Origin of the sequence: Methylomarinum vadi (assembly GCF_000733935.1) — a bacterium.
Taxonomy (GTDB): Bacteria; Pseudomonadota; Gammaproteobacteria; order Methylococcales; family Methylomonadaceae; genus Methylomarinum; species Methylomarinum vadi.
Genome location: NZ_JPON01000001.1, coordinates 3,466,802 through 3,493,718, shown reverse-complemented (window position 1 = coordinate 3,493,718; position 26,917 = coordinate 3,466,802). Strand labels below are relative to the sequence as shown.

At 49.4% G+C, this 26,917-nt stretch carries 25 protein-coding genes, 1 tRNA gene and 1 pseudogene; 2 read left to right on the top strand and 25 right to left on the bottom strand.

Features of this window, described 5'->3' with window-relative positions; translation table 11 throughout:
* The first annotated feature begins 16 nt into the window (after positions 1-16).
* Positions 17-2,242 carry a TOTE conflict system archaeo-eukaryotic primase domain-containing protein gene (locus EP25_RS0117365; protein ID WP_235185938.1) on the top strand — a complete coding sequence of 742 codons (2,226 nt, stop codon included), beginning with the start codon at positions 17-19 and terminating at the stop codon, positions 2,240-2,242.
* 1 nt (position 2,243) lies between these two features.
* Here EP25_RS0117365 and EP25_RS0117360 read toward each other — a convergent pair whose 3' ends face one another.
* The 6 genes and pseudogenes from EP25_RS0117360 to EP25_RS0117315 form a co-directional block, all read right to left on the bottom strand.
* Entirely contained in the window at positions 2,244-3,881 is a 1,638-nt protein-coding gene (locus EP25_RS0117360) for an IS1182 family transposase (protein WP_051906340.1), read from the bottom strand.
* Positions 3,882-4,250: 369 nt separating this feature from the next.
* Entirely contained in the window at positions 4,251-5,060 is an 810-nt protein-coding gene (locus tag EP25_RS0117350; protein WP_031435061.1) for a DUF3037 domain-containing protein, read from the bottom strand.
* Positions 5,057-5,780: pseudogene (locus tag EP25_RS24190) on the bottom strand (HipA family kinase). The gene EP25_RS0117350 and the pseudogene EP25_RS24190 overlap by 4 nt, the downstream one beginning before the upstream one ends.
* Positions 5,781-5,953: 173 nt before the next feature.
* Positions 5,954-7,063 (bottom strand): 5-methylcytosine-specific restriction endonuclease system specificity protein McrC, encoded by a 1,110-nt coding sequence (mcrC, locus tag EP25_RS0117330; RefSeq protein ID WP_051907031.1) that lies wholly within the window; start codon positions 7,061-7,063, stop codon positions 5,954-5,956.
* Positions 7,064-7,074: 11 nt separating this feature from the next.
* A complete protein-coding gene (locus EP25_RS22095; protein ID WP_051906807.1) occupies positions 7,075-9,282 on the bottom strand; it encodes an AAA family ATPase in 2,208 nt (735 codons plus the stop codon).
* 342 nt (positions 9,283-9,624) lie between these two features.
* Positions 9,625-10,389, bottom strand: coding sequence for a hypothetical protein (locus EP25_RS0117315; protein ID WP_031435057.1), 765 nt, complete (start codon positions 10,387-10,389; stop codon positions 9,625-9,627).
* 16 nt (positions 10,390-10,405) lie between these two features.
* Here EP25_RS0117315 and EP25_RS24085 point away from each other — a divergent pair, with 16 nt between their 5' ends.
* Positions 10,406-10,540: a hypothetical protein gene (locus EP25_RS24085; protein WP_268745422.1), complete on the top strand. Its 135-nt coding sequence runs from the start codon at positions 10,406-10,408 to the stop codon at positions 10,538-10,540.
* Positions 10,541-10,578: 38 nt separating this feature from the next.
* Here EP25_RS24085 and EP25_RS0117305 read toward each other — a convergent pair whose 3' ends face one another.
* From EP25_RS0117305 to ybgC, 19 genes are all read right to left on the bottom strand, one after another.
* A complete protein-coding gene (locus EP25_RS0117305; protein ID WP_031435056.1) occupies positions 10,579-12,279 on the bottom strand; it encodes a restriction endonuclease subunit S in 1,701 nt (566 codons plus the stop codon).
* A 266-nt stretch (positions 12,280-12,545) separates the two neighbouring features.
* Entirely contained in the window at positions 12,546-12,836 is a 291-nt protein-coding gene (locus EP25_RS0117295) for a GIY-YIG nuclease family protein (RefSeq protein ID WP_031435055.1), read from the bottom strand.
* 376 nt (positions 12,837-13,212) lie between these two features.
* Entirely contained in the window at positions 13,213-14,694 is a 1,482-nt protein-coding gene (locus EP25_RS0117285; RefSeq protein WP_031435054.1) for a type I restriction-modification system subunit M, read from the bottom strand.
* On the bottom strand, positions 14,691-17,039 hold the full coding sequence (gene hsdR, locus EP25_RS0117280; protein WP_031435053.1) for an EcoAI/FtnUII family type I restriction enzme subunit R: 2,349 nt from the start codon (positions 17,037-17,039) through the stop codon (positions 14,691-14,693). The genes EP25_RS0117285 and hsdR overlap by 4 nt, the downstream gene beginning before the upstream one ends.
* Before the next feature lie 201 nt (positions 17,040-17,240).
* On the bottom strand, positions 17,241-17,423 hold the full coding sequence (locus tag EP25_RS0117275) for a hypothetical protein (protein WP_031435052.1): 183 nt from the start codon (positions 17,421-17,423) through the stop codon (positions 17,241-17,243).
* A complete protein-coding gene (locus EP25_RS0117270) occupies positions 17,420-17,527 on the bottom strand; it encodes a hypothetical protein (RefSeq protein ID WP_031435051.1) in 108 nt (35 codons plus the stop codon). Before EP25_RS0117270 ends, EP25_RS0117275 begins: the two co-directional genes overlap by 4 nt.
* Before the next feature lie 124 nt (positions 17,528-17,651).
* On the bottom strand, positions 17,652-17,975 hold the full coding sequence (locus EP25_RS0117265; RefSeq protein ID WP_200875050.1) for a zeta toxin family protein: 324 nt from the start codon (positions 17,973-17,975) through the stop codon (positions 17,652-17,654).
* Between the two features lie 552 nt (positions 17,976-18,527).
* Positions 18,528-18,603 (bottom strand) — tRNA-Lys (locus tag EP25_RS0117260).
* Between the two features lie 72 nt (positions 18,604-18,675).
* Complete coding sequence (locus tag EP25_RS0117255) at positions 18,676-19,404, bottom strand: oxygen-binding di-iron domain-containing protein (protein ID WP_031435049.1); 729 nt, start codon at positions 19,402-19,404, stop codon at positions 18,676-18,678.
* Between the two features lie 40 nt (positions 19,405-19,444).
* Positions 19,445-20,062 carry a hypothetical protein gene (locus EP25_RS0117250; RefSeq protein ID WP_031435048.1) on the bottom strand — a complete coding sequence of 206 codons (618 nt, stop codon included), beginning with the start codon at positions 20,060-20,062 and terminating at the stop codon, positions 19,445-19,447.
* 243 nt (positions 20,063-20,305) lie between these two features.
* Positions 20,306-20,995: a 7-cyano-7-deazaguanine synthase QueC gene (gene queC / locus EP25_RS0117245; protein ID WP_031435047.1), complete on the bottom strand. Its 690-nt coding sequence runs from the start codon at positions 20,993-20,995 to the stop codon at positions 20,306-20,308.
* 3 nt (positions 20,996-20,998) lie between these two features.
* Positions 20,999-21,643 (bottom strand): 7-carboxy-7-deazaguanine synthase QueE, encoded by a 645-nt coding sequence (gene queE, locus EP25_RS0117240; RefSeq protein ID WP_031435046.1) that lies wholly within the window; start codon positions 21,641-21,643, stop codon positions 20,999-21,001.
* Between the two features lie 5 nt (positions 21,644-21,648).
* Positions 21,649-22,428, bottom strand: coding sequence for a tol-pal system protein YbgF (gene ybgF / locus EP25_RS0117235; RefSeq protein WP_031435045.1), 780 nt, complete (start codon positions 22,426-22,428; stop codon positions 21,649-21,651).
* Complete coding sequence (gene pal, locus EP25_RS0117230) at positions 22,429-22,998, bottom strand: peptidoglycan-associated lipoprotein Pal (protein ID WP_031435044.1); 570 nt, start codon at positions 22,996-22,998, stop codon at positions 22,429-22,431. It lies immediately after the preceding gene.
* 117 nt (positions 22,999-23,115) lie between these two features.
* A complete protein-coding gene (gene tolB, locus EP25_RS0117225) occupies positions 23,116-24,402 on the bottom strand; it encodes a Tol-Pal system beta propeller repeat protein TolB (RefSeq protein ID WP_031435043.1) in 1,287 nt (428 codons plus the stop codon).
* A gap of 45 nt (positions 24,403-24,447) precedes the next feature.
* Positions 24,448-25,368 (bottom strand): cell envelope integrity protein TolA, encoded by a 921-nt coding sequence (tolA, locus tag EP25_RS22090; RefSeq protein WP_235185937.1) that lies wholly within the window; start codon positions 25,366-25,368, stop codon positions 24,448-24,450.
* 2 nt (positions 25,369-25,370) lie between these two features.
* Entirely contained in the window at positions 25,371-25,769 is a 399-nt protein-coding gene (gene tolR, locus EP25_RS0117215) for a protein TolR (protein WP_235185936.1), read from the bottom strand.
* Between the two features lie 26 nt (positions 25,770-25,795).
* Positions 25,796-26,473: a protein TolQ gene (gene tolQ / locus EP25_RS0117210; protein WP_031435040.1), complete on the bottom strand. Its 678-nt coding sequence runs from the start codon at positions 26,471-26,473 to the stop codon at positions 25,796-25,798.
* The gene (gene ybgC / locus EP25_RS0117205) at positions 26,470-26,865 is read right to left on the bottom strand and encodes a tol-pal system-associated acyl-CoA thioesterase (protein ID WP_031435039.1); all 396 of its coding nucleotides are present in this window, start codon (positions 26,863-26,865) and stop codon (positions 26,470-26,472) included. Before ybgC ends, tolQ begins: the two co-directional genes overlap by 4 nt.
* Positions 26,866-26,917 lie beyond the last annotated feature (52 nt).

Below are 26,917 nucleotides of genomic sequence, written 5' to 3'. Positions count from 1 at the left end.
AATAATATTCTTTCGGATGAAAGAAAGTATGAATAATGACCTTAACCAAAAAATTGCCGCTTTAGAAAAAGAGATTCATGCTTTAGATACCAAAAGAGCATCGTTACAGCGACAACTCAACGATCTCAAATCATTAAAATCACCTACTTCTTCAGCCCCAGTCACCCAATTATCTTCTAACGCCGAGAAAATTCGTTTATTTCGCGAGCTGTTTAAAGGCCGGGAAGATGTCTATCCACGACGCTGGGAAAACAGCAAAACCGGAAAGTCAGGTTATTCGCCTGTTTGTGGTAATGAATGGAAAAAAGGCATCTGTGACAAACCCAGAGTCAAATGCAGCGCGTGTCAACACAAGGCATTTCTGCCGGTAACGGACCTGGTCATTCAGAGCCATCTTTCAGGAACTGACTATCACTCAAATACTGATTTTGTGATGGGAGTATATCCCATGTTGCCGGATGAGCGTTGTTGGTTTGTCGCGGTGGATTTTGACAAAGCACAATGGCAATCCGATGTTCAGGCCTTCTCACGCATCTGCCAACAAAAACAAGTTCCGCATGCCATTGAAATTTCCCGCTCCGGACAGGGCGCACATATTTGGGTGTTTTTTACCCAAGCGATTTTTGCGGTTGAAGCTCGGAAATTAGCCGCGTTGTTATTAACACAAGCGATGGCGGAATACCCGGAAATCGGGTTCGATTCGTATGATCGCTTTTTTCCAAATCAGGATACTCTGCCAAAAGGAGGGTTTGGGAACCTGATTGCTTTGCCATTACAGAAAAAAGCGCGTGATCAAAAGAATAGCGTATTTGTCGATGAACATTTCAAGCCTTATGAAGATCAATGGGCGTTTTTATCCACACTGAAACGTTTATCTCCCATTGAGACGAGACAACTGATTGAACAAGCGGAGAGCAATGGTGACTTGCTTGGCGTTCGTATGCCGGTTGCAGAAGATGATGGCGAACCTTGGACGTTACCCCCTTCACGTAAAACCCAGATTACAATTCAGTCAGATAAGTTACCGGCATCATTGCATGTCACTCAGGCTAGCCAATTATTCATCGAAAAACAAAACTTACCGCCAAGCCTGCAAAATAAAATTATTCGTTTGGCGGCATTTCAGAACCCGGAGTTTTATAAAGCCCAGGCGATGAGATTGCCGACGTTTGATAAACCCAGAATCATTGCCTGTGCAGAAAACTATTCGCAGCATATTGCCATACCAAGAGGTTGCCTTGAAGAGCTGCTGTCGTTATGTAAGGAATTGAACGTGCAGGTGGATCTACAGGATGAACGTTTTGCCGGTAACAAAATCGAAGATCTACATTTTCAGGGAGAGTTGTTGCCTGAACAACAAACCGTAGTGGATTGTTTATTGCAGCACGATACCGGTACATTATCGGCAACAACGGCGTTCGGCAAAACGGTCATCGCTTTATATCTTTTAGCACGAAGACAGGTGAATACCTTAATCATTGTTCACCGGCGACAATTACTTGATCAATGGCTTGAACGAATTGCACAGTTTTTAACGATAGACCAAAAAAAGGTAGGACGGATTGGCGGGGGCAAGCGCAAACCGACGGGTATTATCGATGTAGCGGTTATGCAAAGCTTGTTCCGGCAACAACAAATCGATGACGTCGTCGCAAATTATGGTCAGGTCATTTTTGATGAGTGTCATCATTTGTCCGCAGTGAATTTTGAAAATGTAGCTAAAGCCTGTAAAGCGAAATACGTTCTCGGCTTGTCGGCAACATTGGTTCGTAAAGATGGGCATCATCCGATCGTTACCATGCAATGCGGCCCAGTACGCTATAAAGTCGATGCGAAAAAACAAGCGATAGCCAGGCCATTTGAGCACAGGTTGGTATTCAGGGATACCGAGTTTATATTACCTTCAACAGAAGATGTTGATTCACATTTAGCGATTCATCAAATATACCAAGCGTTGATCCAGGATGAAAAACGCAATCAGCTGATCATTGATGATGTAGAAAAATTGTTGCAGGAAGGACGATCACCGCTAGTACTGACCGAGCGTAAACAGCATGTTTCTGTATTGGCCGAAAGAATCCGAACATTTGTCAAACATGTTGTCGTGCTGCAAGGTGGCGAAACAACCAAACAACGAAAAAGCATCCAGTCAACACTCGATAATATCCCCGAACAAGAAGAACGGGTTTTAATTGCAACCGGTCGCTACTTGGAGGGCGTCGTAAAACCCCAATTTCTTTGATTTACCACTGGAAACCGGCCGTATTTTCCACGGTCGGCGAAGTTGGCAAGTCAGTAGTGTAACTCAGCCAAATGTCGACCATTCGGTCAAACGAGCTCATAAACCGGCTAAGCCAATGATATAAAGCACGAAAAAGAGCTGCCACTAAGGCGCGGCTCAGATTGTAAGCCATGGCGTGCAAGGCGAACTCTACTTTGACACCCGCCAAACCTTTACGGCGAAAGCGATTCAAACCTTGGCGACCGCGTAGCTGACTGAAGACGGGCTCCACCATGGCCTGCCGCTGTCGATAGCGTTGCCGAGGTTCGGGCTGGTCCATTTTCAGGCGCAGGGCTTCTTTTTGTGTATCGCTGTCATAGCGTTTGAGGGTGCGACCACTCTCGCTACGCGTGCATTGGGATTTCAGCGGGCAGTCTGAACAGGCATCGCAGGCGTAGACGGTATAAGCGCGGCCACTTTTACCGCCTTTGCAGGTGTGACGGCGAGTCAAGCGTTGTTGCCCCGGACAGCGATAGGTGTCGTCGTCGGCCTGATAAATAAAGCGGCTTTTGGGGATTTGTTTGTTGGATTGTTTGTTCCAATCGTCTCCTTCACTTTGGCCTTCCGGACAAAGCAATTCGATGTTGTGTTGCTCAGCAGTATCCAAGACGCCATTGCTGAAATAGCCAGCATCGAACAGAGCTGTTTCGACGCCTCCCATGGCTTGGGCGCGATCCAGTAAGCCCGGCACCACCTCGGTTTCGCTGGAAGGATGAACGTCGCAAGCCACGATCACTCGATTGTCGTTCGCCAATACCGACGGTTTATAACTGCCGCGAAAGTCTTTGGAGTTCTTTTGCGGCTGTAATACCGCCTCCGGCTCGTTGCTTTGTACTTGGGTCTTGGCCGGATCTTTGCCTTTGGCGGCTTGTTTTTGCTGGCGAGACTTTAGCTCGGCTTGGGCTTGTTCCAATAGGTTCAACCGCTTGCTTGCCGCTGCATCGTCGGGTTTGGCTTGCGCGGCTTCCTGCGCTTGCGCCAAGGCTTGCTTGAGCGCTTCTTCCTTCATCAATTGAAACCGGGAGGACATGGCTTCGATCACGGTACCGTCGCCCGCCAACGTCGTCGTGCCTGAGCCTGTGACTTTCAAAGTACGACGCGCCAGTTGATCGAAAAATTCGGTCGTCAATGATTCGGCATGCTGATGGACGAAACGGCCAATGACTGAGTGATCCGGCATGATACCGCCACTTAGCCACCAACACCCCACATCGGCTCGAGCTAAACGCTCCAAGTCGCGCAGGCTGCTGATGCCTTGTAACAGGCCGTAGAGAATAATCCCCACCATCGCACGTGGCGCATACGGCGGACGCCCGCCGGGCCGATAACGGGCTTCGAACTCGGCGAAGGATAGCGATTGCAGGAAGGGGCGCAATTTCAACGGGATGGTTAAGCCGGCGTGCTCCAGATGTTCGCCGAGCGGTTTACCGTTGATCGATAAGCCGCGCGGGTCGGGCGCTTCAAAATGGGCCATCGGTTCGCTCGAGATCGATTGAGCGATCAACTCAGGTAACGGTTCAACCTCGCATTCATCGAATAGCGAATATTGCTTGGCGCTATACAATGTCCTGACGGGTCTAATGTTTACTTCGGCTGCCATTGATCTATTTCTAATAGGTTTGGATAGGGTTATTTTACCGTATGTAGCTGGTTGGGGGGCTTTTACGACAGCCTCACTTGGGCGAAGGATTTGATGACGCTCGCCTGGATACTTTGTTATTAGTCTTACCGGTATCCTGGAAAGGCACATTAGCCCAGTACGTCGGAAGGCTACACCGGCTACATCATGCCAAAACCGAAGTCCTCATTTATGACTATGCGGATGATGTGCCCATGCTAAACCGGATGAGAGACAAACGCCTGACTGGTTATAAGGGACTGGGCTACGCACTTGCTGATAACTAATGGATCGATCAAATATCGTAAAACACAAAGCGAGTTGACCGGGAGCTATGATCATTTCTACAGCTTATCTGGCAAAACTTATAATCTCATTTTGACTGTCCATATCGGCCATGGTTATGCCTTCACGCTCGATTTGCTCTTTGATTTCATAAAAAGCATCACTCAAATTGCCCTCACTTTTTTCTGGCCCATCATAAGCAAATAAAATTTCGTCCGGCCTGACAAAACGAAGCCTTTCAAGCTGCTGAACTTTTGCAAGCCAGGTAAGACCATGATCAATTAACTGGCTGGGTTTGTCATGTGTGAAATGAATAGGTTTAATGATCTTTAACTTTTTATTTTGACGGACAAAAGGAAATCGAACTTCATATTTATCACGTTCTCCGACAGCGCCTTCTTTGTATTTAGCTCCCAAATCATATCGATCAAGCAAATCGCGCATCTGTTTTTTCATTTTTTCCTCATAACTGGGTTCATGAAGAAAGCTACGATGCACGTAATGCTCAAATAATTCATCAACAGTTTTTACCGGGTCACTGCAGAATAAAACTCGGTTATCGCTAAAACGAATAATATCTTCACGACAACGAACTAACTCGGCATACAAATCAATATCTTCGCCTGTTGCGTTGTCCATAAATTTTTTAATCCGCTCAATTTCACAACGTATGACTTTATTAGTTTGGACAAAAACATCTTTACACAAAGGATCGAAAAAATGCGTAATCCTTGCGTGTTGCTTGCTATCCAGCAGTCTAAATTCAAGACGCTTAGAAGCCGTGGCATACAGCACGATGCCAATATTGGCGAACTCTTCTGTTTCAGCATAAGGCTGAAAGCGAATAATGCTGTACTTACACACTTGTTTTTTCATGGCAGCTTTAACCAAATATCTCCGTGAGCTTCATTTTTTAGACGTTGCAGGTGAAAATCAGGATCGAACGCTTGCAAATCGTCATTGAGTTCGACCCATTCTTCGGGCATTTTATCCCACGCTGCTCGCCAACAGGCAAGTGCTTTTTTCATCCGATTTTCAAATGCCAATTTTTCTACAATATCGTCTTGTTGCTCGAAAGCATGAAGAAAAACATGCGTGTCCCAAAAATTGGATTGATTGAAATGACTGTCAAAAATCAAATTATGATCGATAACGTACAACTCCGATGTGTCGCTTTTCCATAGCAAATTCGGATTTCCACCTTTTTCGGAAAGCGTCCGGTCTTCATTTTCCGTCCATAGATCGAACAACAACACATCTTTTTCAAATCATCAGAAAGCATTTTAATGGTTTCGAATTTCAGCTCGGTGACCGAAGCGACCTTCTTTGAGGCAAAAACATAGCCCCCTTTGAGCTCAGTGATCGCCTTTCCCCCAAAAGCGTTGACCAAACTGTGATCAAGATAAGCTATTTGAAAACCAGGCACCGGCAAACCAACCCCTGTGCCAAATGCGCTCCCATCCATTCCTTAATCAACCCGGAAACCGCCGCAGCATAGCCTTTAACGAAGTAAAGTTGATCATCTGAAGCCTTACATAAAAAAGGAGTTGTTCGTCCTTGATCGGCTGGTTTTATGATTTCAACTATTTCCAACATGACTTCAAACCGTGAAAAAAGACAACTGATCGATCAATCAAATTTCCTTTTATTCCTTGCGATGAAATCAGCTAACGCTCCGGTACTTTGTTCGATTTTCAGTCGCTCTTTTGGCTGGTGCTTATGCGCATCTTCAGTAACCTTAAATGCCATCTAATTTCCTCGAAATGGATTCATTTACTATCGATAATTTGTAACAAACGCTCCCGAATCTCGTGAGTCGACTGACTTAAATCAACCGTCGCGAAACGGATCTTATGCCCTTGAATGACGACTGATTCATCAGCCATTTTATCAATTGCAGGGTGTAACAAAATTCCTGATGCATTTAATGACATTGGATCGCAGCTCCGCTCTTGGGATCTCAGATAGGTATAGACCTGGTAAAGATAGCCGCTACGCAATATTTCCGCCCTGTACCAACCGGAAGTAACTATCGCATTGAACTTGGTATCGATAACAATCCGTTGAGACGTGCCTTTGTGTTCAAGCTGGATATCGGTCACCATCGACGGCAAGATTCGGTCTATGCCGTCGGTCTTTGCCTCGATCTGCCAGTTGATCTTCTTACCCGCATCCACTCGCCAGCCTGCTTCGGATAACACCACGTCATAAAACCCGGCGACAGCCTTTTCAAACAAACGCCTTACCCAAGCAATTTCTTTATCGGGTAACGTCAAATGGCTTGTTCCACTCTGTTCAGTCGGCAAAGCCAATTCAAACGCCAAATGAGCCGCAGCGACCATTTGCTGGTCATCGCTGTCATGCCGTCCAAATCGATCGGTGGAAACCTGCACACGACTCGGCTTCTCACCAGTTACGCCCATCTGGAATAAATTGCCTGCTAAAGCCCTACACTTATGCGCAAGAACTTGACGCGTCACCAACCCCGACAGAACGTTTAATGCAGCACGGACATATCGGTTTCGTGGGGTATTAACGGTTAACTCTTCAAATTGACAGGCCACCCTTCCCCGTAAAAGCAACTGTTGCCGTTCTGTCCTGAAATGGTCAATACGCCCCCTTACTCGACTTAGATCTTCTTGCCTATTTCGATAGCCAAAGCTCAAGTTGCGCATCAATCGTCTTTCAACGATCCGAATCAATAACTCCGCGACTAAATCAGGAATATCATCGGGCGCATCCTTCAACTCAATTTTTCCGGCGCCTTGATGCTTAAACAAGTCAGAGGCATAAAACATCAGCAACCACAGATTTCTGACCGGAATTCTTCCGATATAGCCGCCAGAATATTCATCACCCTGAATAGCTTGTGAAGGCACGGCAACCACTGCTAAAAACCGTCCAACAAACGCTGCTTGGCGTTATCCGCCTTATCGTTCGCATCGAACCAATATTCCTCCAGTAAAGGTCCGATTTCAGTCTGTACAATCTGTTTAAACCATTCCCGCGCATCATTGATTCTCGCCCCGGTTGGCGGCGTTACATAACTGTGCCCCACTTGAAATTGCTTACCCAAACTGGCATCGCTGGCGATGTCTTCGTTCAAAGCCGCCATACGGCTTTCAATTTCGTCCAAGACTTCAAGGGCTATCGCAAATTTCTGATGCACCCATTCGCGCCAAGGCTGACCGAGGGTTGGCTGCAAATCCACGAATGCAAAACGTCGTCTTAACGCTAAATCGACCAAGGCAAGCGAGCGGTCGGCAATATTCATCGTGCCGATAACATATAAATTATCGGGTACAAAAACGCGCTCATCATCCTCCCTGCGATAGCACAATTCCAGGCCTTCGGTTGGTGTACGTTTATCCGCTTCCAACAAAGTAAGCATCTCACCGAATATTTGCGCAGGATTGCCGCGGTTGATTTCCTCGATCACGATAACGTGTTTAACTTTGGGGGCTTTTGCTGCAGCTTGAACCATTTCCATAAACGGTCCGTCGATCAAAGACAAACGACCTTCGCCCGAGGGGCGCCAACCCCGAACAAAATCCTCATAGCATAAATTGGGATGAAACTGCACGACACGAAGTCTGTTTCCAACATTTTTCTGAGTCATCAAAGCATAGGCCAAGCGCTTTGCCAGCCAGGTTTTCCCGGTACCAGGCGGTCCTTGGAGAACCAAGTTCTTTTTCGTTCTTAACCGCTCCAGAATTGTTTCAAGTTGTAACCTTTCAAGGAAACAACCATCGGATAAAATGTCATCAATACCGTAAGGCTCAACGACAACGGGAACAGGCTCATAATCGGCTATATTGTCAGACTCATTGATTTGATCCGGGAGATCCTCCTGCTTTTCATCGAGTTTTTCAGCGTCCTGATATGACCAAGCAGCCAAAGACAATTCAGGGAACGAATGGACGGGATAAGTGGGCTCTTGAAAATGGACTTCCAATTTATTTAATAACGATAAATAGTCCAAGGCATTACAATTTCCCTTTGGTCCATTCAAATCGATTTTTATGCCCAGGTTTTTTTCAATATAGTTTTTTGAGCGACTATCGAGGGTTGGGAAGCTCCATGGCCGAATCCAATAAAGCCCCATGGTAATATTTGAGCCAATGCCATATCTATCAGTCACATTATCGTAAGCGTCGATAAATGCTGACCCATCACCGCTGTGTTCTGAATCGCTAAACCTTAAAGCCTCTGCAAAAATTCTCCATAGCGAATCAATGTCATCCGGCTCCCGGTTCTTTTCAAAACCAAAGAACCAGGATTTCAGATTATTGAGGACAGGAATACCTTCAAAACTCTCTGGCACAGGCTCTTCCACTTTTAGAAATTTCGCCAACTCGCTGGCAATGACCTTACGGTTGGCTTCGGTGATCCCTCTATTGAAAATCCCCATCGTAGTGAATGGACAAATATCTTGTAAAGAAGCGACATTTCCATTTTTATAACGATCATGCAAATTTGTTAATCCTTCTACCCGCCCGGCAATTTTCCTTAACGCCGCTACCAATTCTGATCTTCGGTCACGATAATCCAATAACTTATCGGCCACTTCCATATAAAACTTGGTCCACAGAAAGCGCTTTTTCTCATCAGGCGCATCGCCAAAGCGCTCGTACCAATACGGATCATTCCTAAACCGGTCGATATCTTGCGGCTGCCCATCAAAGGTAAAGCTGATCAAACCAGCGGCGCACCAATCATCAGGCAATACTCGCCAAACCGTGCTTCTATAGGTATAAAAATACCATTCCCGTGGTTCCTCGAATTTTGTCCAGTCAACCTCAACAACTCTGCCATCACCATGATTCTTGGTGACAATACCTATCGCCTTAATGGCCATCACAGACGCCACATGGCCACGGTTATCAAACGGCAAATTATGCTTACGGGTATAAGTTGACTTTATAGCGATTCGTTCACCCGGCTTGATGCTTTGCACCAGATCGAGGTACTTGTTGCCATAACCATTTTCCCAAACACCCTTATCAACAAAGCGATCGGTTTGATCTTTAGTACCGCCATAACTGGCGCCAACGAACCAACAGACTTTTGAGCCAGTTCCTTCTGTTAAAGCATTCATATATATCCTCGTGAAATTTTCATAAATATAAAATGTTCTTGCGTTAATCCCATTATTTGTACTTTAGTAGTCATTGCCTAAAGTCGTCATAAGCATTTTTACGATAGTGACAACCGGTTTCCAGGAAGCCTTTGTCGAAATAGTGCAACCATCTTTGCAGTGCGCATTTTTTGCCCCAGTCGCCTTCATCGACGCCATCCAGGTAGGCTTCGGGACACTGCCATTAAGTTAAGCCGTCATATCGGCAGGGATTGCCGATATCCAGGATACAGGGACGTGATTCGGCTTGCCATCCTTGGCAACTGGATTCCGGCATTCCCTGCCGGAATGACAAACTTTTCGTTAACTTAATGGCAGTGAGGCTTCGGGATCATAGATCCAGTGCTCCGGATGCCAGCCGGCTTTGGCATAGCGTTTACGCAGTAACCAGTCCCGCCGGCAGGCATAGGGCAAAGAATAAAGATCGCTGATAAAGCCCTTGCCTTCGCAAAAGGTGTTAATCGGGCCTTGTTTCCAGGTACTTCGAATACCACCCTGTTGATTTAAGGTCATAGCAATGCAAGCGGCGAGGTCTGCACGGCATTTATAGTATTTATGCGACCAACCACTGCAGAGGTAATAGCGAACGATGGTCTCATCACCCAGGTTAGCGATTTCTTCCTCGATCACTAACAGCGCATTTTCATCACGATAACCGTAATCGGTTAATACCAGCTTGATCATTAGCCGGTGATCGCCCTTGGATTTCAATTCTTTTAAGAACTCGCCATAACCTTCAGGATACTTGTAAAAATTTTGCGTGTCATAAAGCTGATCGTCGGCCCCTTCCAACCATTCCAGGCGAATGGCGAATAGTTCCGCCGCCGCGTGCAAAATTTCAGGGCTTAATTGCGCGATTAGTTTTTCATTGCTGGAAACGGAATCCAGGGTCAAGCCGTGACCGAAAAAGCGCGGAATCTGGTTGCGGTGGATGTCGTGTTTTTCAAACAGACGGACAAAGCGGCTGGCGACCGTGTCTGAAGCCTGTATCGCTTGATCATCAGCCGTCCCTTTTTTGATTCGATCCCAAATGGATAAGACAGCATTTATGTCAGATAAACCGAACATATCATTATTCTATTCTATGAAAAAAACCGTCCACACTAACCTGACCGTCATTCCGGCATGGATTGCCGGAATCCAGAAACCAGGGATGGCTGGCACTGAATACATCCTTGTAGTCTGGATGTCGGCAATCCCTGCCGACATGACGACTTAACTTAATGGCAGTGATGCGAGTATGACGTATGAAACCAACTAGGCTATCGCTTGTTCGACAATGGCGTCGGCCAAATGGATTTGAGTGGTTTGACCTTTGTTGATTTGGGTTTGTAACTGATCGCACAGCGCCATCAGTTCATCGACTTTGGCGACGATGCGGTGTTGTTCGTCAAGTGGAGGAATTGGAATAGGTAATGCAAGAAGCTCTTCAGTCAATAACTTACATGTGCCATGTGTTGAACGCTGTACAAGTCGAAGAATCTCTGATTTCATTCCTTTTGTTAACAGCAGTAACATATTGATCAAATCCGACCGAAATGGCGTAACAGCTTTCATGTCTTGATTAATAGCTAGAGGAACGCTACTGATCGCTGTCGGAAATGAATGAGCGAGGATCATTCCACGCACCACTATCAGAAGTGAGCTGATGGGGATAAGTCGAGTAGCAGAGTTTTCGATTGCTACTTCCGAGATATGGTCCTGAGCGTCCTCAATTACATCAACTTTCATATCTTTAGGACTAACCCAAGGAATTTGCCCATTCCAAAACTCGGGATTTGTTTTACGAGGAGTTCCGCCTCCTTGTACCTTACCAATCATTCCAAAAGAAGACCAAGCCCAACCTACTGGTAAATTCCATGGCACCGAATCCGGAAAGATTTGATGATCCCCAAGTAATACTGCAGCCGATTCTTCGCTAGGGATTTGGGGGACGAGTTTGCCCATGACGGCGAGTTGCTGGATGGTTTGTTTGAGTTGGGCTATGCTGTGATCGGTGGTGAACAGGGTGTCGAAGTGCTCGGACAGGATGGCCCAGTTTTGCGCCAGTTGTTCGGCATTTTCGCTGTCGGTCAGCGTTTTCAGCAGGGTTTCGACCAGCGTTTGATGCGCGGCGATGCTGTCGGTTTGCTGCTGTTCCAGTTGGTCGCAGAGCGCCATTAGCTCGTCGACTTTGGCGACTATGCGGTGTTGTTCTAAAGGTGGCGGTAAAGGAACTAAGAATTTACCTAAATCAGTTGCAGATAAATTTGGTTGTGCAGTCCCGTTATCATAGAGTTTTATCATCCTATATGAAAACGGACTGTCAAAATAATTGTGTAAGTAAAGTCTATCTAGCCCATCAAATAATCTAATAATTACAAGTGATGAGGCGATCGCCCCCTTGTCAAATCCTTCAATTATTGCTGATTTTCCTAATGACCCTCTCAAGCAAAATAAAATATCACCATCAGAGAACTTACCTGACTTTAATAAGTTATACCTGGCCTCTGTAATGAAAGTCATATCATCCCTATTGATTCGTCCATTTTGCAAATGCCCTGCATTAACAAATGGAATACCTGATTCAACCAACAGAGATTTATTTGGATAGTTTTTACTCCGATCTCCATTTTCTAAAACACAAACATCACCAACCCTGACCCATTCCCATCCATCAGGCAATTCAAAAGGTTTTTCGTCCTCATCAATTTCCGTCAAAGCCTTTGGTTTCTTAATCTTCCCTTCCTTAACTAACCGTGTTTTTTCCTCGGCAATCTTCTCCAATAACACGCTTGCTGGTTCGTCATTCGGATCTTGCGGCACCAACTTGCCGCGCACCGCCAGTTCCAAAATCAGCTCGCGCAGTTTTTTGATGCCGTAAGCCGTTTGTTTGTTGTTCGTTCCTCTGCCGGTGGCAGATTTGTTTTCCAGCGCAGCAGTCCAGACATCTATATGGTTAGTAATCAAGTTATGCATTATTTAAGTTTTATTTTTTATCATCACCCATGGTCTCTGGATGCAAATATTCTGAATTCGTTGATACATTCTACCCTTACCTTCCCTGGCTCCTGGATTCCGGCAATCCCTGCCGGAATGACGTCTGAGGTTAATTCGTCATACCCGCCGGGAAGCGGGTATCCAGCGCCATGGAAGGCAAACTTAAGATATTTCATGGAACCATATTATTACCATCCCTGGTTTCTGGATTCCGGCAATCCATGCCGGAATGACGGCGTTGGTGGTTACGTTAAATCTTGCCATAAATCCTGCCATTCGGGATTCTGCTGTTCTATCAAGCGAATTTTTGCTGTTCTTGCCCATTTTTTGAGTTGTTTCTCCCTTTGAATTGCACTTTCCATCATTTCGTGGCTTTCATACCAGACCAAGTTATGAACCCCGTAACGCTTGGTAAAGCCTTCTATCATGCCGGTTCGATGTTGATATACCCGCTGGATTAAATTCGAAGTCACGCCGATATACAGTGTTCCGTTTCGTTTGCTTGCCAAAATGTAAACGCAGGGTTGTTTGTTCATTAACCTTCTTTACGTTTCTTCCCTGTAAACTGGATTCCGGTAATACCATTAGGCCAAGCCGTCATGTCGGCAGGGATTGCCGACATCCAGTCTACAGGGAAGTATTCTATACCTGCCATCCCTGGCTCCTAGATTCCGGCAATCCCTGCCGGAATGACGACTAAGGTTAATACGTCATGCCCGCCGGGATGCGGGTATCCAATGCCAGGGATGGCAAACTCAAAATATTTCATGAAATCTTAGAATAACGTCCCTGGCTTCTGGATTCCGGCACAAATCCGTCGGGAACGGATTTGCATTGACCCGAAGGGCATTGGGCAGGATAGCCCAATGTGAATCCCTGCCGGAATGACGTTGTTAAATTCTCTCATGCTATTTAACTAGGCTCACCCGGATTCAACGCCTTTTGCAGAATGTCTTTGATTTGCGCGCGGATATCGGCCATGGCCTGTTGCTGCAGGGCGTATTGTTGCAGCAATTCCTGCGGGTCGTGGCTGACTTGTTCTCCGATGTGCGGGTTCTTGATGTCCAGGTTGTAGTTGCGTTGCTTGATTTCATCGATAGAAACGCGCCAGGCCTGTTCGGTCTGCTCACGGCCAGCGAAACCGTCGGCTTCGTCGCCCCACCAGTCGATTTCCGCTTGGAACTCTTCGAAGCGCATCGGCTTGGTCTTGTTGTAGTTCTTGACGCCTTCGGGGTAGGGATGTTCGTAGTACCAGACGTGTTCGGTCGGCTGGCCTTTAGTAAAGAACAACAGATTGGTCTTGATACCGGTGTAGGGGTTGAATACGCCGTTGGGCAGGCGCACCAGGGTGTGCAGATCACATTCTTCCAGCAATTGCTGTTTCAAGCGGGTTTTCATGCCTTCACCGAACAAGAAGCCGTCCGGCAACACCACGGCGGCGCGGCCCTGGTCTTTCAACAGTTTGATAATCAAGGCCATGAACAAGTCTGCGGTTTCGCGGGTGCGCAGGTTGGCCGGAAAGTTGTTTTCGATGCCGTCCTCTTCCATGCCGCCGAATGGCGGGTTGGTGACGATGACGTTGACTCGGTCTTTGTTGCCGTAATCCTTATAAGGCCGGCTCAGGGTGTTGTCGTGGCTGATCGATGTCGGCGTGTCGATGCCGTGCAGGATCATGTTGGTGACGCAGAGCATGTGCGGCATAGTCTTTTTCTCGACACCACGAATCGAGGCTTGCAGGATTTCTTCGTCGGCCGGCGAGTTCACGTACTGGCTGCGTTTATGTTCGATCGTGCAACTGAGAAAACCGCCGGTGCCGCAAGCCGGGTCTAACACGGTTTCTTCCAGCTTGGGATCGACACGATTGACGATGAAACGGGTCACGGCGCGCGGCGTGTAGAACTCGCCCGCATTGCCGGCGCTTTGCAGGTCCTTGAGGATTTGTTCGTAGATGCTGCCGAAAGTGTGTTTATCCTCCGTGTTATTGAAGTCGATTTCGCAGATTTTGTTGATCACCTGGCGCAACAACGTGCCGGATTTCATGTAATTGTAGGCATCTTCGAACACGTCATGCACGACCTGGGCGCGCTTGGCGGTTTCGCCCTGCATCGGCAATTTGTCTTTCAGGGTCGGAAACAGTGTCAGGTTGACGAAGTCGGACAGCTCATCGCCGGTTATGCCTTCCGGATCTTGCGCCCAGGCGCGCCAGCGGACATGCTCCGGTAATGGCGATTGATAATCGTCTTCCAGCAGTTCCAGTTCGGCTTCGCGGTCGTCGAAGATTTTCAGAAAAAACAGCCAGACCAATTGGCTGATACGTTGCGCATCACCATCGACGCCGACATCCTTACGCATGATGTCTTGAATGGATTTGATGATGCCGGAAACATTACTCATGCACTTTCTTCCTGTTTAAAGAGTTCCTGTTCGAGTTCTTGAATGGCGGACTGGTATTGACTTTTGCCGCCGAAAAACTGATTAATGATTTCGACCGGCGTGCCCAGGTCGCTGAAGGGTTTAAGCTTTAATATCTTGCTGTTTTCCAGGCTGCCGATGTCTTCGTCGGCATAAGTGTCCAGCAAGGCGTCGAGCACCGCTCTGGCCTGATCGCCGTATCGAGCGAAGTAATTGCGTTTTTTGACGTTCAGCGCCCGTTCCTTACGGGTCAAAGGGGGCTGATCATAGGCAATATGGCAAATCAGGTCAAATATGCCGTAATCCTTGCCGACTTCGTCGGCCAGGTTGTCGAACAGGATGCCGTGCTCTTCCAATAGGTCGACGATGACTTGCTTTTTGTTGCTGTCGTTCCAACGTTTTAGGAATTCGTCCAGCGAGGCGAATTCGGTTTGGATTTGCTTGCGGGTGAAGTCCTTGTAGGATTCGGTGATCAGCGTGCCGTCCGGGCCCAGGTATTCGATACGCTCGGCGACGATTTTGGCCGGCACGCCGCTGACGGTTACTTTGTAAACACCCTGCTTTTCTTCAATATCATCATCGCCTGGATCATCCTGCCCATCCGGGTCGGGCGGCACCGGGTCGTCGCCATCGCCGGGTTCGTAAATCACCACTGGTTCGCCGTCGAAGTCCGGGTCTTTGAACAGCTCGGTGGCTTTTTTGAAGTCCATGATGGTGAAGAAGTATTTGTTGTACTCTTCTTCGATGCGGGTGCCGCGACCGATGATTTGCTTGAAGGTGGTCATCGAGCTGATGGTTTTATCCAACACGATCAGCTTGCAGGTTTTGGCGTCGACGCCGGTGGTCAGTAATTCCGACGTGGTGGCGATGACCGGAAAGACTTTTTCGGAATCGATGAAGTTGTCAAGTTCCGCTTTGCCTTCCACGCTGTCGCCGGTAATGCGCATGACATATTTGGGATTGTCCTTGGCCAGTTTGCCGGCCGCATTGACGATGGCTTTACGCATGCGTTCGGCATGATCGATGTCTTCACAAAAGATAATGGTCTTCGCGAACGGGTCTGTGGCGTTAAGATATTTCATGACCCGCTCGGCGACCAGTTTGGTGCGCTGATTCAGAATCAGGATGCGGTCCATGTCGATTTGGTTGTAAGTGCGCTGATCGATGTCGTTGCCTAAATCGTCCTTCATGCCTGGCGGTGGCGTCCAGCCATATAAGTCTTTGTCAATGTCGATACGAACGACTTTATAAGGCGCGAGAAAACCGTCCTCTATGCCCTGTTTCAGGCTGTAGGTGTAAACCGGCTCGCCGAAATAGCTGATGCTGGATACGTATTTGGTTTCTTTCGGCGTGGCGGTCAAACCCAGTTGAATGGCGTTGGAAAAGTATTCCAGAATTTCCCGCCAAGCCGAATCGTCCGCAGCACTACCGCGATGACATTCGTCGATAACGATCAGGTCAAAAAAATCCGGCGATACTTTTTTGAATATCTTGTCGGCTTCGTCAGTGCCGGTAATGGCTTGATAAAGTCCCAGGTGAATTTCATAAGAGGGATCGATCTTGCGATTTTTGATTTTCGCCATCACCGAGCCGAAGGGCTTGAAGTCGTTGACTAGGGTTTGGTCGGCAAGGATATTGCGATCGACCAGAAACAGCACCCGCTTGACCGCCTTGGCTTTCCACAAGCGCCAGATGATTTGGAAGGTAGTGTAGGTTTTACCGGTGCCCGTCGCCATCACCAATAGAATACGCTTATGGCCTTTGGCAACCGCTTCGATGGTGTGGTTGATCGCTTCAATTTGGTAATAACGCGGTTCCTTGCCGGATGTATCGTTGTAATACGGCTGGACGATTAAATCCTGGCTTTCGTCGGCGATGCCGCGATAGGTTTTGTAGCGTTGCCAGAGCGCATTGGGTTCTGGAAATTGTTCTAAGGCGACTTCGCTTTCGATATCTTCGCAATCGCCGGCCGTCTTGTTGTGCATGGCGAAAGCGTCGCCATTGGAGCTGAAGGCATTGGGTAAATCAAGAATTTCGGCATAGCCTAAGGCCTGCTGCATGCCATGGCTGATCGTATGATTGTTGTCCTTGGCTTCGACGATCGCTACTGGAATACCTGGCTCCCAGGACAACACGTAATCGGCGAATTTTTTCTTTTTCTTGTTACGGGAAGAAATATTGCCCCTAACGACAATAGGCCCGGGTGTCAAAGTGACCTCGCGCCGAATCTGCCGATTTTGATCCCAGCCTGCATTTTTGATCGCGGGGGTGATGAATAAATCGCAGATGTCCGTTTCGCTGAGTTGTTTTTTCTCTTTGCTGTCCATTTGGCTGAGGTCCCTTCGATTAAGTCGAGAAGATGTTATTCGTTAAGCGGATTATGATTAACTTTACATCATTTTTCAGCATATTGGCGAAAACCCTGCCTCCATCATTCGTCGCCCTTTTAATCAGAAAAAAGTACTGGAAGAAATTACCACATTCCGAATATCTGAATGTGTCGATACCAATCCTAGTGAGATATCAGACTATTTCTGTTGTCGCTCCATTTTCGGCGCATCCTCGCCTTTGTAGACCAACTCTCCATTCTCCCAAACGACAGCGTATTGGCCTAGCCGACGCTTTTTATCCAACGCCTTGCCGACTGCTTCCTTTAGTGAAGCGAGAATAATTCTGCTTTGTTCAGAGGGTTGTTTTCTGACGGTATTCATAACTCGACCTGATCTATAAAAAGCTGATAATACATATCGTGGATGATATTGCGTTGTTCACCTTGCTGTTCAAACACCAGCACCGGTTCATCTCCAATATTCATAAAGCATAAACAACTGTTTAAGTGATTGGTAACAAGTTCAGTTGTATAAGTCATCATCCATGATAACTAGATTCCGGCAATCCATGCCGGAATGACGAAGCGCCTAAGACAATCGGATTTATTTCTAGCCCCTTACCGTATGACTGAACTCAGTAAGTAAATTATTCAAACTGCGCGCAAACCGACGTTCAATGTCTTTTAACGGAATATTATGCCCGCCATGCCTAACGCGTTCCGCCACACGCGCTTTCGACATTTCAACGGAAGGCAGGGCCAGATAAATCAATTCCACCTGCCAACCTGCATCGAGCAGACATTTAATCAATTTTAAAACTGTTCGCCCCGATAAAGTCGTTTCAAAGGCAAAATCTTGGCTCTTTTTGATGCACGTTTCAATCTCATGCAAAAAAATACGACTAGCTGCTATCAATTCACGCTCAGGCGCCAATGGCGATAACCCTGCCGCAATTAAATCGGCATTAATATAAGTGATTGGTAATAAGTATAGTTGTATAAATCATCATCCATGATAACTGGATTCCGGCAATCCATGCCGGAATGACGAAGCACCTAAGACCGTCTGACTTTTTTCTAGGCACTTAATGAGAGCAATTTGCAACTTTCGGCAAATATTCCAGCGCGAACGTTGTTTTAAGTGCTTGGCAATAAGTCCTTTTGCATAAATGCTCATCCATGAGCACTAGATTCCGGCAGTCCATGCCGGAATGACTGTGGTTATTTACCGTCGAATTATTTGCCCGACACTTACCCGCACCATTAGGACCGGCAATAATCCAGCATCTAGGCATGATTACACTGTTCTTGTTTCTTAGCTAAGTAATTGCGGCATCAATTTAATCTAAGTGATTTGATAAATCGCGATTAGATTTTAGACTTATAAATTTAGCCTAAAACATTTCCTTGGAGATAGATAATACTTGGAAACAAAAACGACGGGCATAAAAAAACCAGCTAAGCAGCTGGTTTTCTTGTTAATTCGTGGTGGGTCGTGAGCGATTCGAACGCTCGACCATCGCATTAAAAGTGCGGTGCTCTACCGGCTGAGCTAACGACCCGAGAAAGATTTACTATTATAAAGATTTTTTATAGCTTGGCAACTTTTTTTTCATATTTTTGTAAAAAAGTTGCTAAACCGCGATTCCTACTTGCAATGCCTCGAACCAATCCAGGAAACGTTTGACATCGTCGCCCTTGAAGATTCTGCCATGCTGCGGAGCCAGGATGTCGATATCAAGGTCTCGCACCCGATCGATCCAAACCCGCTTCGCCTGGTTTGAAGGCATCCAGCGCTGATGGAAATAGCGCATTTTCTCCACATGCGCATCGAAATCATCAACGAACATCGGCGCTCCGGGAGCCTCCAATGCCGCGCCTATGTCTCCAGACATCAAAATTTTCGCTTCGGGATCATACACATTAAAATTCGCCGAAGAATGCATATAGTGTGCCGGAATGAGGCGCAATTCTACTGCATCCAGCTGGATAATGCCACCGTTATCGGGAATGGGGACATATTCGATCGTTTCGCAACCGAAATGCCTGAGAAACCCTTCCCACAGAGCGGGGGCATGCAGCTTGGCATGGGGCAAGGCCTGGTCCCATAAACCCAGCGAGGAAATAATGTCGGGGTCTTGGTGCGAAGCGAATAAATCGGTGATTTCTTCGACCGGGGCGTGATGGAGCACGGCCGCCAGCATTGGCGCGAACAACTCGACGCCGCCAGGATCGAGCAACAGACAGCGCTTGGCGGTTCTGACGACATACTGATTGGTGTCGATGATTTTCTCGGGCTTGTTGGGATCGCGCCCGAACATGATCCATTGATACGCTCCCTCGTATATTTTGCTCATTTTCATGGTGTGAATACCTCGTTTGTCGAAATGATTGCCCGTTTTGTTATTGATCGGCCAAGTCGATGACGCTCAGCGCACTCCTGCACTTTTGCACCTTGTCGTGGATGGTCTGAGCGGCATGATCGACGCTTTCGGCCACGGCTTGGAGACTCTGCAGGTATTCGCCGGCCTGTGACGCTTCTATTCTCGAGTTGGCAGCAATGACCCTGGCGGCCCTGGCGGGATGCATCACCTCGGCGAGTTGATCGAGTAATTGCCCGACATGGATATTGAAGTTCTTGCGGCATTCGGCCATTTTTTGCCGAGCGTTGTTTAATGGCTGCTCCATCGACCGGCCATAGGGCGCATCGGCGCTCATTTGATAAACCTGTTCGAATTTATTGCACGCCTCGGTCATGCGATATTCGTTCACAGTCAGTTGGTACAAATGCAGAGCATGGGTGTTGATATCGTTGACCAGCTGAATGGTTTCCTTGGCCAATTCGTTGATGAAATCGGTGATGGGCTGGAAGCCCTTGGCCTTTTCTCCGGCGCGAAAGGCGATGGCCTTGGCGTTGGCCGCAGCCAGCGATATTTCCTTGGCCACATCCATGACTGCGCTTAGCTCGGCGGCAATCGAGGCTACGGCAACGAACTGTGATTTTGTCTGACTCACACTCATGCTTTTATTACGCTTATAGGGCGATATACAGTTTGAATACAGTCAGCTTAGATCAGATCGCTAAATTATCCTAGCCGACAGAACAGGTTTCGGCCGTCTCTTGGCTTTCTCTAATAAGCGGATTGGCATGGCGGCTCACTGAGAAGCGAATGAACGAGAACGAACAAGGGAAAGCACCCCATACCGCCCGATTGGTCATACGCGCGAAAGAAGTGCATGGCACGTCATCTTTACGAACACTACTTAGGCATCGCCCGCCTGTGTTTGATAGCGGGTGGGATCGGCGACGCCAAGACTAGCGAAACCAGCAGCCCGTAACCGGCAGGCATCGCAGTTACCACAGGCGCGCCCTTCCTTGTCCGCGGAATAACAAGACACCGTCTGGCGATAATCGACGCCCAGCTCCAGGCCTTTCTTGATAATTTCCGCCTTGCTCAGATCGATCAACGGCGTATGGATGATGGTTTTTTGTCCTTCGACGCCGGCCTTGGTGGCCAAATTCGCCAGCTTCTGAAAGGCTTCGATAAATTCCGGACGACAATCGGGATAACCGGAATAATCGACGGCGTTGACGCCGATGAAGATGTCGCGGGCCTCCAAGACCTCGGCCCAGCCCAGCGCGAAGGACAGGAAAATCGTGTTGCGCGCCGGCACATAGGTCACCGGAATCCCCTCCTGGGGTTCATGCGGCACGGCGATATGCTCATCGGTCAGCGCCGAACCGCCGATGGCGCCCAAGCCCAAATTGATGACTTTATGCTCGACCACTTGGTAGTGTTGCGCGATGTTTTTGGCGGCATTCAGTTCGGCATTATGGCGCTGGCCGTAATCGAAGCTCAACGCGTAACAGGCATAACCCTGCTGCTTGGCGTAGGCCAGCACGGTAATCGAATCGAGACCGCCCGACAGTAAGATGATGGCTTTTTTCGACATGATTTATTTTCCCTGGGCGTCTTGCCACAGGTATTTATGCAGTTGGATTTGAAAGCGAACCGGCAATTGATCGGCCAGGATTTTATCGGCCAAACGCTCGGGGGGCATCTGTCCCATCACGGGCGAAAACAGGATCTGGCACCTGTCCGCCAGCCGGTGTTGTTCCATCGTATCCTTGGACCATTGATAGTCGGTCTCGTCGGCGATGACGAATTTGACCTGATCCCCTGGGTTCAGATACTCGATGTTGTCATAGCAGTTCCGCTCCAGTTCGCCGGATGCCGGCGTTTTCAGATCAAGCACCTTGACGACCCGCGAATCGACCGCCGAAACATCCAGTGCCCCGCTGGTTTCCAGCGACACTTGGTAGCCTTCCTCGACCAGCAAGCGCAACAAATCGATGCAGGCCGGCTGGGCCAAGGGCTCGCCACCGGTGACGGTGATATAGCGTGTTTTATATTGTTTGACCTGATCCAGAATTTCCGCGATGGTCTTTTTTTCGCCGCCGTTGAAGGCATAGGCAGTGTCGCAATAGACACAGCGCAGCGGACACCCGGTCAAGCGGACAAACACGGTCGGCAATCCGACCGTGTTGGCCTCGCCCTGCAGCGAATAAAAAATCTCGGTAATGCGTAACGTTTTTTCCATGCGTATTAAGGCTGGTCCATCTGCATCAATTTTTTAGCCGCCAAATGGGCCGCCGTCGTTCCGGGGTAGTTAACCGTCACGCGGGACAGGTAGTCACGCGCCTTGGCCAGGTTTTTCTGTTCGAACTCGATATAACCGAGCTTCAGCAGCGCATCGGGCACTTTCGGGCTGTTCGGATACAGCTCGACCACCTTGGTGAAAGCCACGCGGGCCGAGTCGATATCTTGGTTGACCTTGTAGGCTTCGCCCAACCAGTACTGGGCATTATCGGCATACTCGCCGGCAGGAAACTGGCTGAGCAAGGCTTGGAACGCCGCGATCGCCTGCGTGTTATGGCCGTTTCTCAACGTTTCATAGGCTTCCTGATACAACTGTTTTTCATTGACCGTCGGAGCGACGCTCTGCGGCGCCGACGACTCACTTGGCGACGGCATCTGCGCGCTTGACGGCGGCGACGCCGTCACCGGCGCATCGCTGGGCTGAACACCCCCGCTCAAGGCCTGCAAGCGCTGATCCAGATCCGAATAAATATTGCTCTGCCGGCTTTTCAGTTCTTCGATAACTTGCGCCTGCTCTTCGACCACGCCACGCAATTGCTGCACTTCCAATTGCAACTGCTCCAGTCTGCCGAGGACTTCGTACAAAGCATTATTGGAAGGCGTGCCGCCGCCGGCATAGGCCGCCCCGCCCGGATAGGTGGAATTGTCGATCACCGGAGGCAGCGGCTTGGGTTGCGCCGCCAGGCTCGCACAAAACGGCAATAATAACAAATATTTGACCTTCATTTAACGACCTTGATAAATCAGTTCGACGCGGCGGTTTAGTTGCCAGGAAGCTTCGTCATGCCCTTCCGCGGCGGGTTTTTCCTCGCCATAGCTGACCACCTCCAACTGCCCTTCAGCGACGCCTTGCACCTTCATCATCCTGGCGACCGATTTGGCCCGTTGTTCGCCCAAGGCAATATTGTATTCGCGGGAGCCGCGCTCATCGGCATGGCCTTGCAGCACCAGGCGTTGCGCCGGATGAGCCAACAAATATTGGGCGTGGGCGGCAATCACCGGGATGAAATCCTGCTGTACCTGGCTGCTGTCATACATGAAATAGATAGTGTGTTTGGACAGAGGGTTCATCGGATCGGTAAATTCCGCGCCCATTTCCTCGGGACTCAGTTCGCTAGCCATCATCTCGCTGCCGCTGATCCCCGTCCCTTCGCTATAACCTGAGGTCGCAGCTCCTTCGACCGCGGCGGCGCTCTGACCGCCTTCCAATAAGTCCGCCTTCTCCTCCGTCGAACTACAGCCACTCAACAATGCAGCGGCCATGGCGACGGCCAAATAAGTTTTGTTCAGTCTCATCGTTTTTCCCCGAATAATAGTCTTTAGTTAAAGCTGTTAAAATTGCCTTCCATCACCGCTCGGCAAAGCCTAAGGCCGCGCGTGCCGAAACAATGCGTTCAATACAATTTGCCGTGCTCAAGGCGCCCAGGCGGGTTCGCGCACATCGCCGCTTTCAAAGGCCAGTTTCTGCTGCATACTGCCGTCGACGGAGACCGCCGACAACACCGAATGCCCTCCCTTCTTCGCGGCATACAACACCATCGTGCCGTTTGGAGCAAAGCTCGGCGATTCGTCCAGCCGCCCCGCTGTCAAGACGTTGACGGTGCGCGTGGCCATATCCATCACCGCGATCCGATAATCACCCCGGTTGGCATGCACCATGACGATGCTCTTGCCGTCATGAGAAAAACGGCCTCGGGCGTTGTAATCGCCGCTGAATGTCAACCTGCTGGCCCGCCCGCCGGTGCTGGGCATCATGTACAACTGCGGCTTGCCGCCACGGTCCGAGGTAAAGACGATATAACGCCCATCCGGCGACCAGGTCGGCTCGGTATCGATCGCATAACTTTTGGTCAGTTTATACAGCGAATGATCCAGCAAATTCAAAATATAGATATCCGGGCTACCGTCCTTGGACAAGGTCAACGCTAGCCGGTTTCCGTCCGGCGAAAAGGCCGGCGCGCCATTGATGCCTTTGAAGGCCGCCACCCGTTGACGCTGTCCCGTCGCCAATGTTTGCACATAAACGGCCGAACGCTTACGTTCGAACGACACATAGGCGATTTTTTTACCGTCCGGCGACCACGCCGGCGACATCAACGGCTCCGAGGAGGCGGCGATGGTCTTGGGAGCATAGCCGTCGGCATCGGCCACCTGCAGTTTATATTGCTTCTTGCCGTTGGCTAGGCTGTTGCTGGTCACATAAGCGATACGGGTATCGAATACTCCGGCCTTGCCGGTCAGTTTTTCAAACACCAAATCGCTGATATGGTGTGCGGTGCGGCGCAGGTCATAGGGCGAAACGGTCAAGCGATACCCCATGATCTGTTCGCCCTTGTAGACGTCGAACAATTGGAATTGCACATGGTAACGAGTTCCGCTTTGCCCGACCTGACCAATCAATAAATAATCCTGTCCCAACGCCTGCCAATTGCGGAAACGAACGCTGGCCGCGTCGCGCGGTTTACTCAACATATCGCGTTCCGGCAGAGTCTTAAAATAACCGCTGCGGCTTAAATCCGCCTGAATCACCGCCGCGAGGTCAACCGGCAAACGCCCCGGCGTTTGCTCGGCAAACGGCACGACCGCAATCGGCACCGCCGTTTCCACCCCCTTGGTGATTTCTATCGTCAATGCCGCCTGGGCCGCATTGATCGATAACGCGACTAACAGAGCTAATATCAATTTTCTCAACAAAACCATTTTTCCTATCCCGCCTGATTGCATTTATCGGACTCTATACGGCCGTTATTCGGGTTTAAATATAAAGGTAAAGGTTCTAAAGTGGCTGGCGAATAAAGACGGATCCTTAGGCACCGGCAGCGGCGAAGCCTTGCGCACCGCATTTTCGGCGGAGCGGTCGAACACCGCGTCGCCGCTGCTTTTGACGACATGCGCGTCCATCACGTCGCCGCTGGCCAACAATTTCACCCGAATCGTACAGCTCAAGCCCTTGTTCGAAGTCATCGGCCGTATCCAGCTGCTATTGACCTTCTGCTGAATCGCCGCCGTCGCCGTGATCGTCGCCTGACGATCCTGTTCCGCCTTGGCCTTGGCCGCCGCCGCTTGCTGCCGGGCCAATTCCTCGCGGCGCGCCTGCTCCGCCTTCTCTCTGGCCAGTTGCTCCTGTTTCCTCTTCTCGGCCGCCAACCGCTCCTGTTCGCGTTTTCTGGCCTCCGCCTCCTTCTGCTCTTTGATCCGTTTTTGCTCGGCCTCGCGCTGTTGTTGCAGGCGTTTTTCCTCGGCCGCCTGCCGCTCCTTTATCTTAGCCAATCTGGCGGCTTCTTCAACCAGCTGTTTTTTCAACTCGGCCTGCCGTTTTTGCTCCTCGATCTTGGCTTGCTTTCTTTGTTCGGCCAGTTCGCGCGCCTTCTTTTCTTCGCGCAAGCGTTGTTCTTGCGCTTGCTGCAAGCGGCGTTCCTCGACCTTTCGTTGCTCGGCCAACTGCTGTTGACGCTCCTTCTTGGTGATCTCGACCTGTTTCAGGCGTTCGGCTTCCTGTATCACTTGTTCGTCATCCAATACCGAGGCTTGAATGATTTCCGGCAACGGCTTTTGCGTCTTGACTTCGGGCTCGCTGTCGTAACTAAAGCCGAACAGTAATAGCAAGCAAATATGCATACCCAGGGCCATGGCAAAGGACAGACCGAATTTTTGCATGCTATTCATGTTCATTGTTCCAGCGGTGAAGTCATCAAGCCGACGCTGGGCACGCCGGCGTTTTTCAACGCCGCCATCACCGTCACGACCTTGCCGTAATCGACCCGATGGTCGCCGCGGATATAGACCTGAGTCTGCGGCTTGTTGCGCAACACCGCCGCCACCCGCACCAGCAATTCCTTAGGCTGTACCGGCTCGTCTTCCTGCTGCTCGCCGATATCGATGTAATAACGGCCTTGCCGGTCGATCGAGACGATCACCGGCGGCTCGTTCTTCTGCTCCACCGGCGCTGTCGCCGCTTGCGGCAAATCGACATCGACCCCGGTTTGCACCAGCGGCGCGGTGATCATGAAGATGATAAGCAACACGAAGGTGACATCAATGTAGGGCACCACATTGATCTCGGCCATCGGCTTTCTTTTGCGAGGACGCCGGCTCATTTGTGCAAGGCCTGCCTGTGCAGCAAGCTGGCGAATTCGTCGATAAACAGCTCGTAACGGCCCGACAGTCTTTCCAAACGCGTGGCGAAACGGTTATAGGCGATCACCGCCGGAATCGCCGCGAACAAACCGATCGCAGTTGCGATCAGCGCCTCGGAAATGCCGGGCGCGACATTCGCCAGCGTCGCATGTTTGATTTCGCCCAGGGCGCGGAATGAATTCATGATGCCCCAGACTGTACCGAACAACCCCACATAGGGGCTGGTCGAGCCGACCGTCGCCAGGAACGGCAAGGTCTCGTCGAGCCGGTCGAGCTCGCGCGACAATTCGATGCGCATCGCCCGTTGCGCGCTTTCGACCTTGATTTCCGCACTGAGATCGCTCTTCTGATGCATCCGGGAGAATTCCTTGTAGCCGGCCATGAAAATTTTTTCGATGCCTTCCGGCTCGATTTGATGGCTGGCCAGTTTGCGGTACAACTCGGCCAATTCGCCGCCGGACCAGAATTCCTCTTCGAAATCATCGGTGATTTCCACCGCCCTTAACAGTTCCTTACGCTTAGTAAAAATAAAGGTCCAGGACAAGACCGAGGCGGCCAGCAGGATCAGCATGACGAACTGGACGACGAAACTGGCTTCCAGAACCAGCTCAATAAAGGAGAAATTACCGCTCATATTAGATGTTCCAAGATTTCGGCCGGAACGGCCTTGGGTCGCATAGTTTCTGCATCGAGACAGGCGATGCGCACTTCGCCCTTGCATAGCAAATCGTCGTCGCGACAAATTTCCTGGGCGAACAGAAAATTGGTTTTTTTCGCTTGGGTGACTTCCGCGCTGACCTGAATTTGCTCGTTGAAACGCGCCGGTTTCAGATAGTCGACTTGCACCGAACGCACGACGAAAATAATGCCTTGTTCCTCGATCAATCGATCTTGTTCGAATCCCAAAGAACGCAACATTTCGGTTCGTGCTCGTTCGAAAAATTTCAGATAATTGGCGTAAAACACCACGCCGCCGGCGTCGGTGTCCTCGTAATAGACCCTGACGGGCCAGTTAAATTTTCCCATGACTCAATCAAGTCTGTTGTTACTGCTTGCGTTAGGTTTCATGATTCTCGAC

Bases quoted from the DNA above. Each gene is read 5' to 3' on its own strand.
- EP25_RS0117365 (WP_235185938.1), top strand. From the start codon at position 17: ATGAAAGAAAGTATGAATAATGACCTTAACCAAAAAATTGCCGCTTTA.
- EP25_RS0117360 (WP_051906340.1), bottom strand. From the start codon at position 3,881: ATGGCAGCCGAAGTAAACATTAGACCCGTCAGGACATTGTATAGCGCC.
- EP25_RS0117350 (WP_031435061.1), bottom strand. From the start codon at position 5,060: ATGAAAAAACAAGTGTGTAAGTACAGCATTATTCGCTTTCAGCCTTAT.
- EP25_RS22095 (WP_051906807.1), bottom strand. From the start codon at position 9,282: ATGAATGCTTTAACAGAAGGAACTGGCTCAAAAGTCTGTTGGTTCGTT.
- EP25_RS0117315 (WP_031435057.1), bottom strand. From the start codon at position 10,389: ATGTTCGGTTTATCTGACATAAATGCTGTCTTATCCATTTGGGATCGA.
- EP25_RS24085 (WP_268745422.1), top strand. From the start codon at position 10,406: ATGAAAAAAACCGTCCACACTAACCTGACCGTCATTCCGGCATGGATT.
- EP25_RS0117305 (WP_031435056.1), bottom strand. From the start codon at position 12,279: ATGCATAACTTGATTACTAACCATATAGATGTCTGGACTGCTGCGCTG.
- EP25_RS0117295 (WP_031435055.1), bottom strand. From the start codon at position 12,836: ATGAACAAACAACCCTGCGTTTACATTTTGGCAAGCAAACGAAACGGA.
- EP25_RS0117285 (WP_031435054.1), bottom strand. From the start codon at position 14,694: ATGAGTAATGTTTCCGGCATCATCAAATCCATTCAAGACATCATGCGT.
- hsdR (WP_031435053.1), bottom strand. From the start codon at position 17,039: ATGGACAGCAAAGAGAAAAAACAACTCAGCGAAACGGACATCTGCGAT.
- EP25_RS0117275 (WP_031435052.1), bottom strand. From the start codon at position 17,423: ATGAATACCGTCAGAAAACAACCCTCTGAACAAAGCAGAATTATTCTC.
- EP25_RS0117270 (WP_031435051.1), bottom strand. From the start codon at position 17,527: ATGAATATTGGAGATGAACCGGTGCTGGTGTTTGAACAGCAAGGTGAA.
- EP25_RS0117255 (WP_031435049.1), bottom strand. From the start codon at position 19,404: ATGAAAATGAGCAAAATATACGAGGGAGCGTATCAATGGATCATGTTC.
- EP25_RS0117250 (WP_031435048.1), bottom strand. From the start codon at position 20,062: ATGAGTGTGAGTCAGACAAAATCACAGTTCGTTGCCGTAGCCTCGATT.
- queC (WP_031435047.1), bottom strand. From the start codon at position 20,995: ATGTCGAAAAAAGCCATCATCTTACTGTCGGGCGGTCTCGATTCGATT.
- queE (WP_031435046.1), bottom strand. From the start codon at position 21,643: ATGGAAAAAACGTTACGCATTACCGAGATTTTTTATTCGCTGCAGGGC.
- ybgF (WP_031435045.1), bottom strand. From the start codon at position 22,428: ATGAAGGTCAAATATTTGTTATTATTGCCGTTTTGTGCGAGCCTGGCG.
- pal (WP_031435044.1), bottom strand. From the start codon at position 22,998: ATGAGACTGAACAAAACTTATTTGGCCGTCGCCATGGCCGCTGCATTG.
- tolB (WP_031435043.1), bottom strand. From the start codon at position 24,402: ATGGTTTTGTTGAGAAAATTGATATTAGCTCTGTTAGTCGCGTTATCG.
- tolA (WP_235185937.1), bottom strand. From the start codon at position 25,368: ATGAATAGCATGCAAAAATTCGGTCTGTCCTTTGCCATGGCCCTGGGT.
- tolR (WP_235185936.1), bottom strand. From the start codon at position 25,769: ATGGCCGAGATCAATGTGGTGCCCTACATTGATGTCACCTTCGTGTTG.
- tolQ (WP_031435040.1), bottom strand. From the start codon at position 26,473: ATGAGCGGTAATTTCTCCTTTATTGAGCTGGTTCTGGAAGCCAGTTTC.
- ybgC (WP_031435039.1), bottom strand. From the start codon at position 26,865: ATGGGAAAATTTAACTGGCCCGTCAGGGTCTATTACGAGGACACCGAC.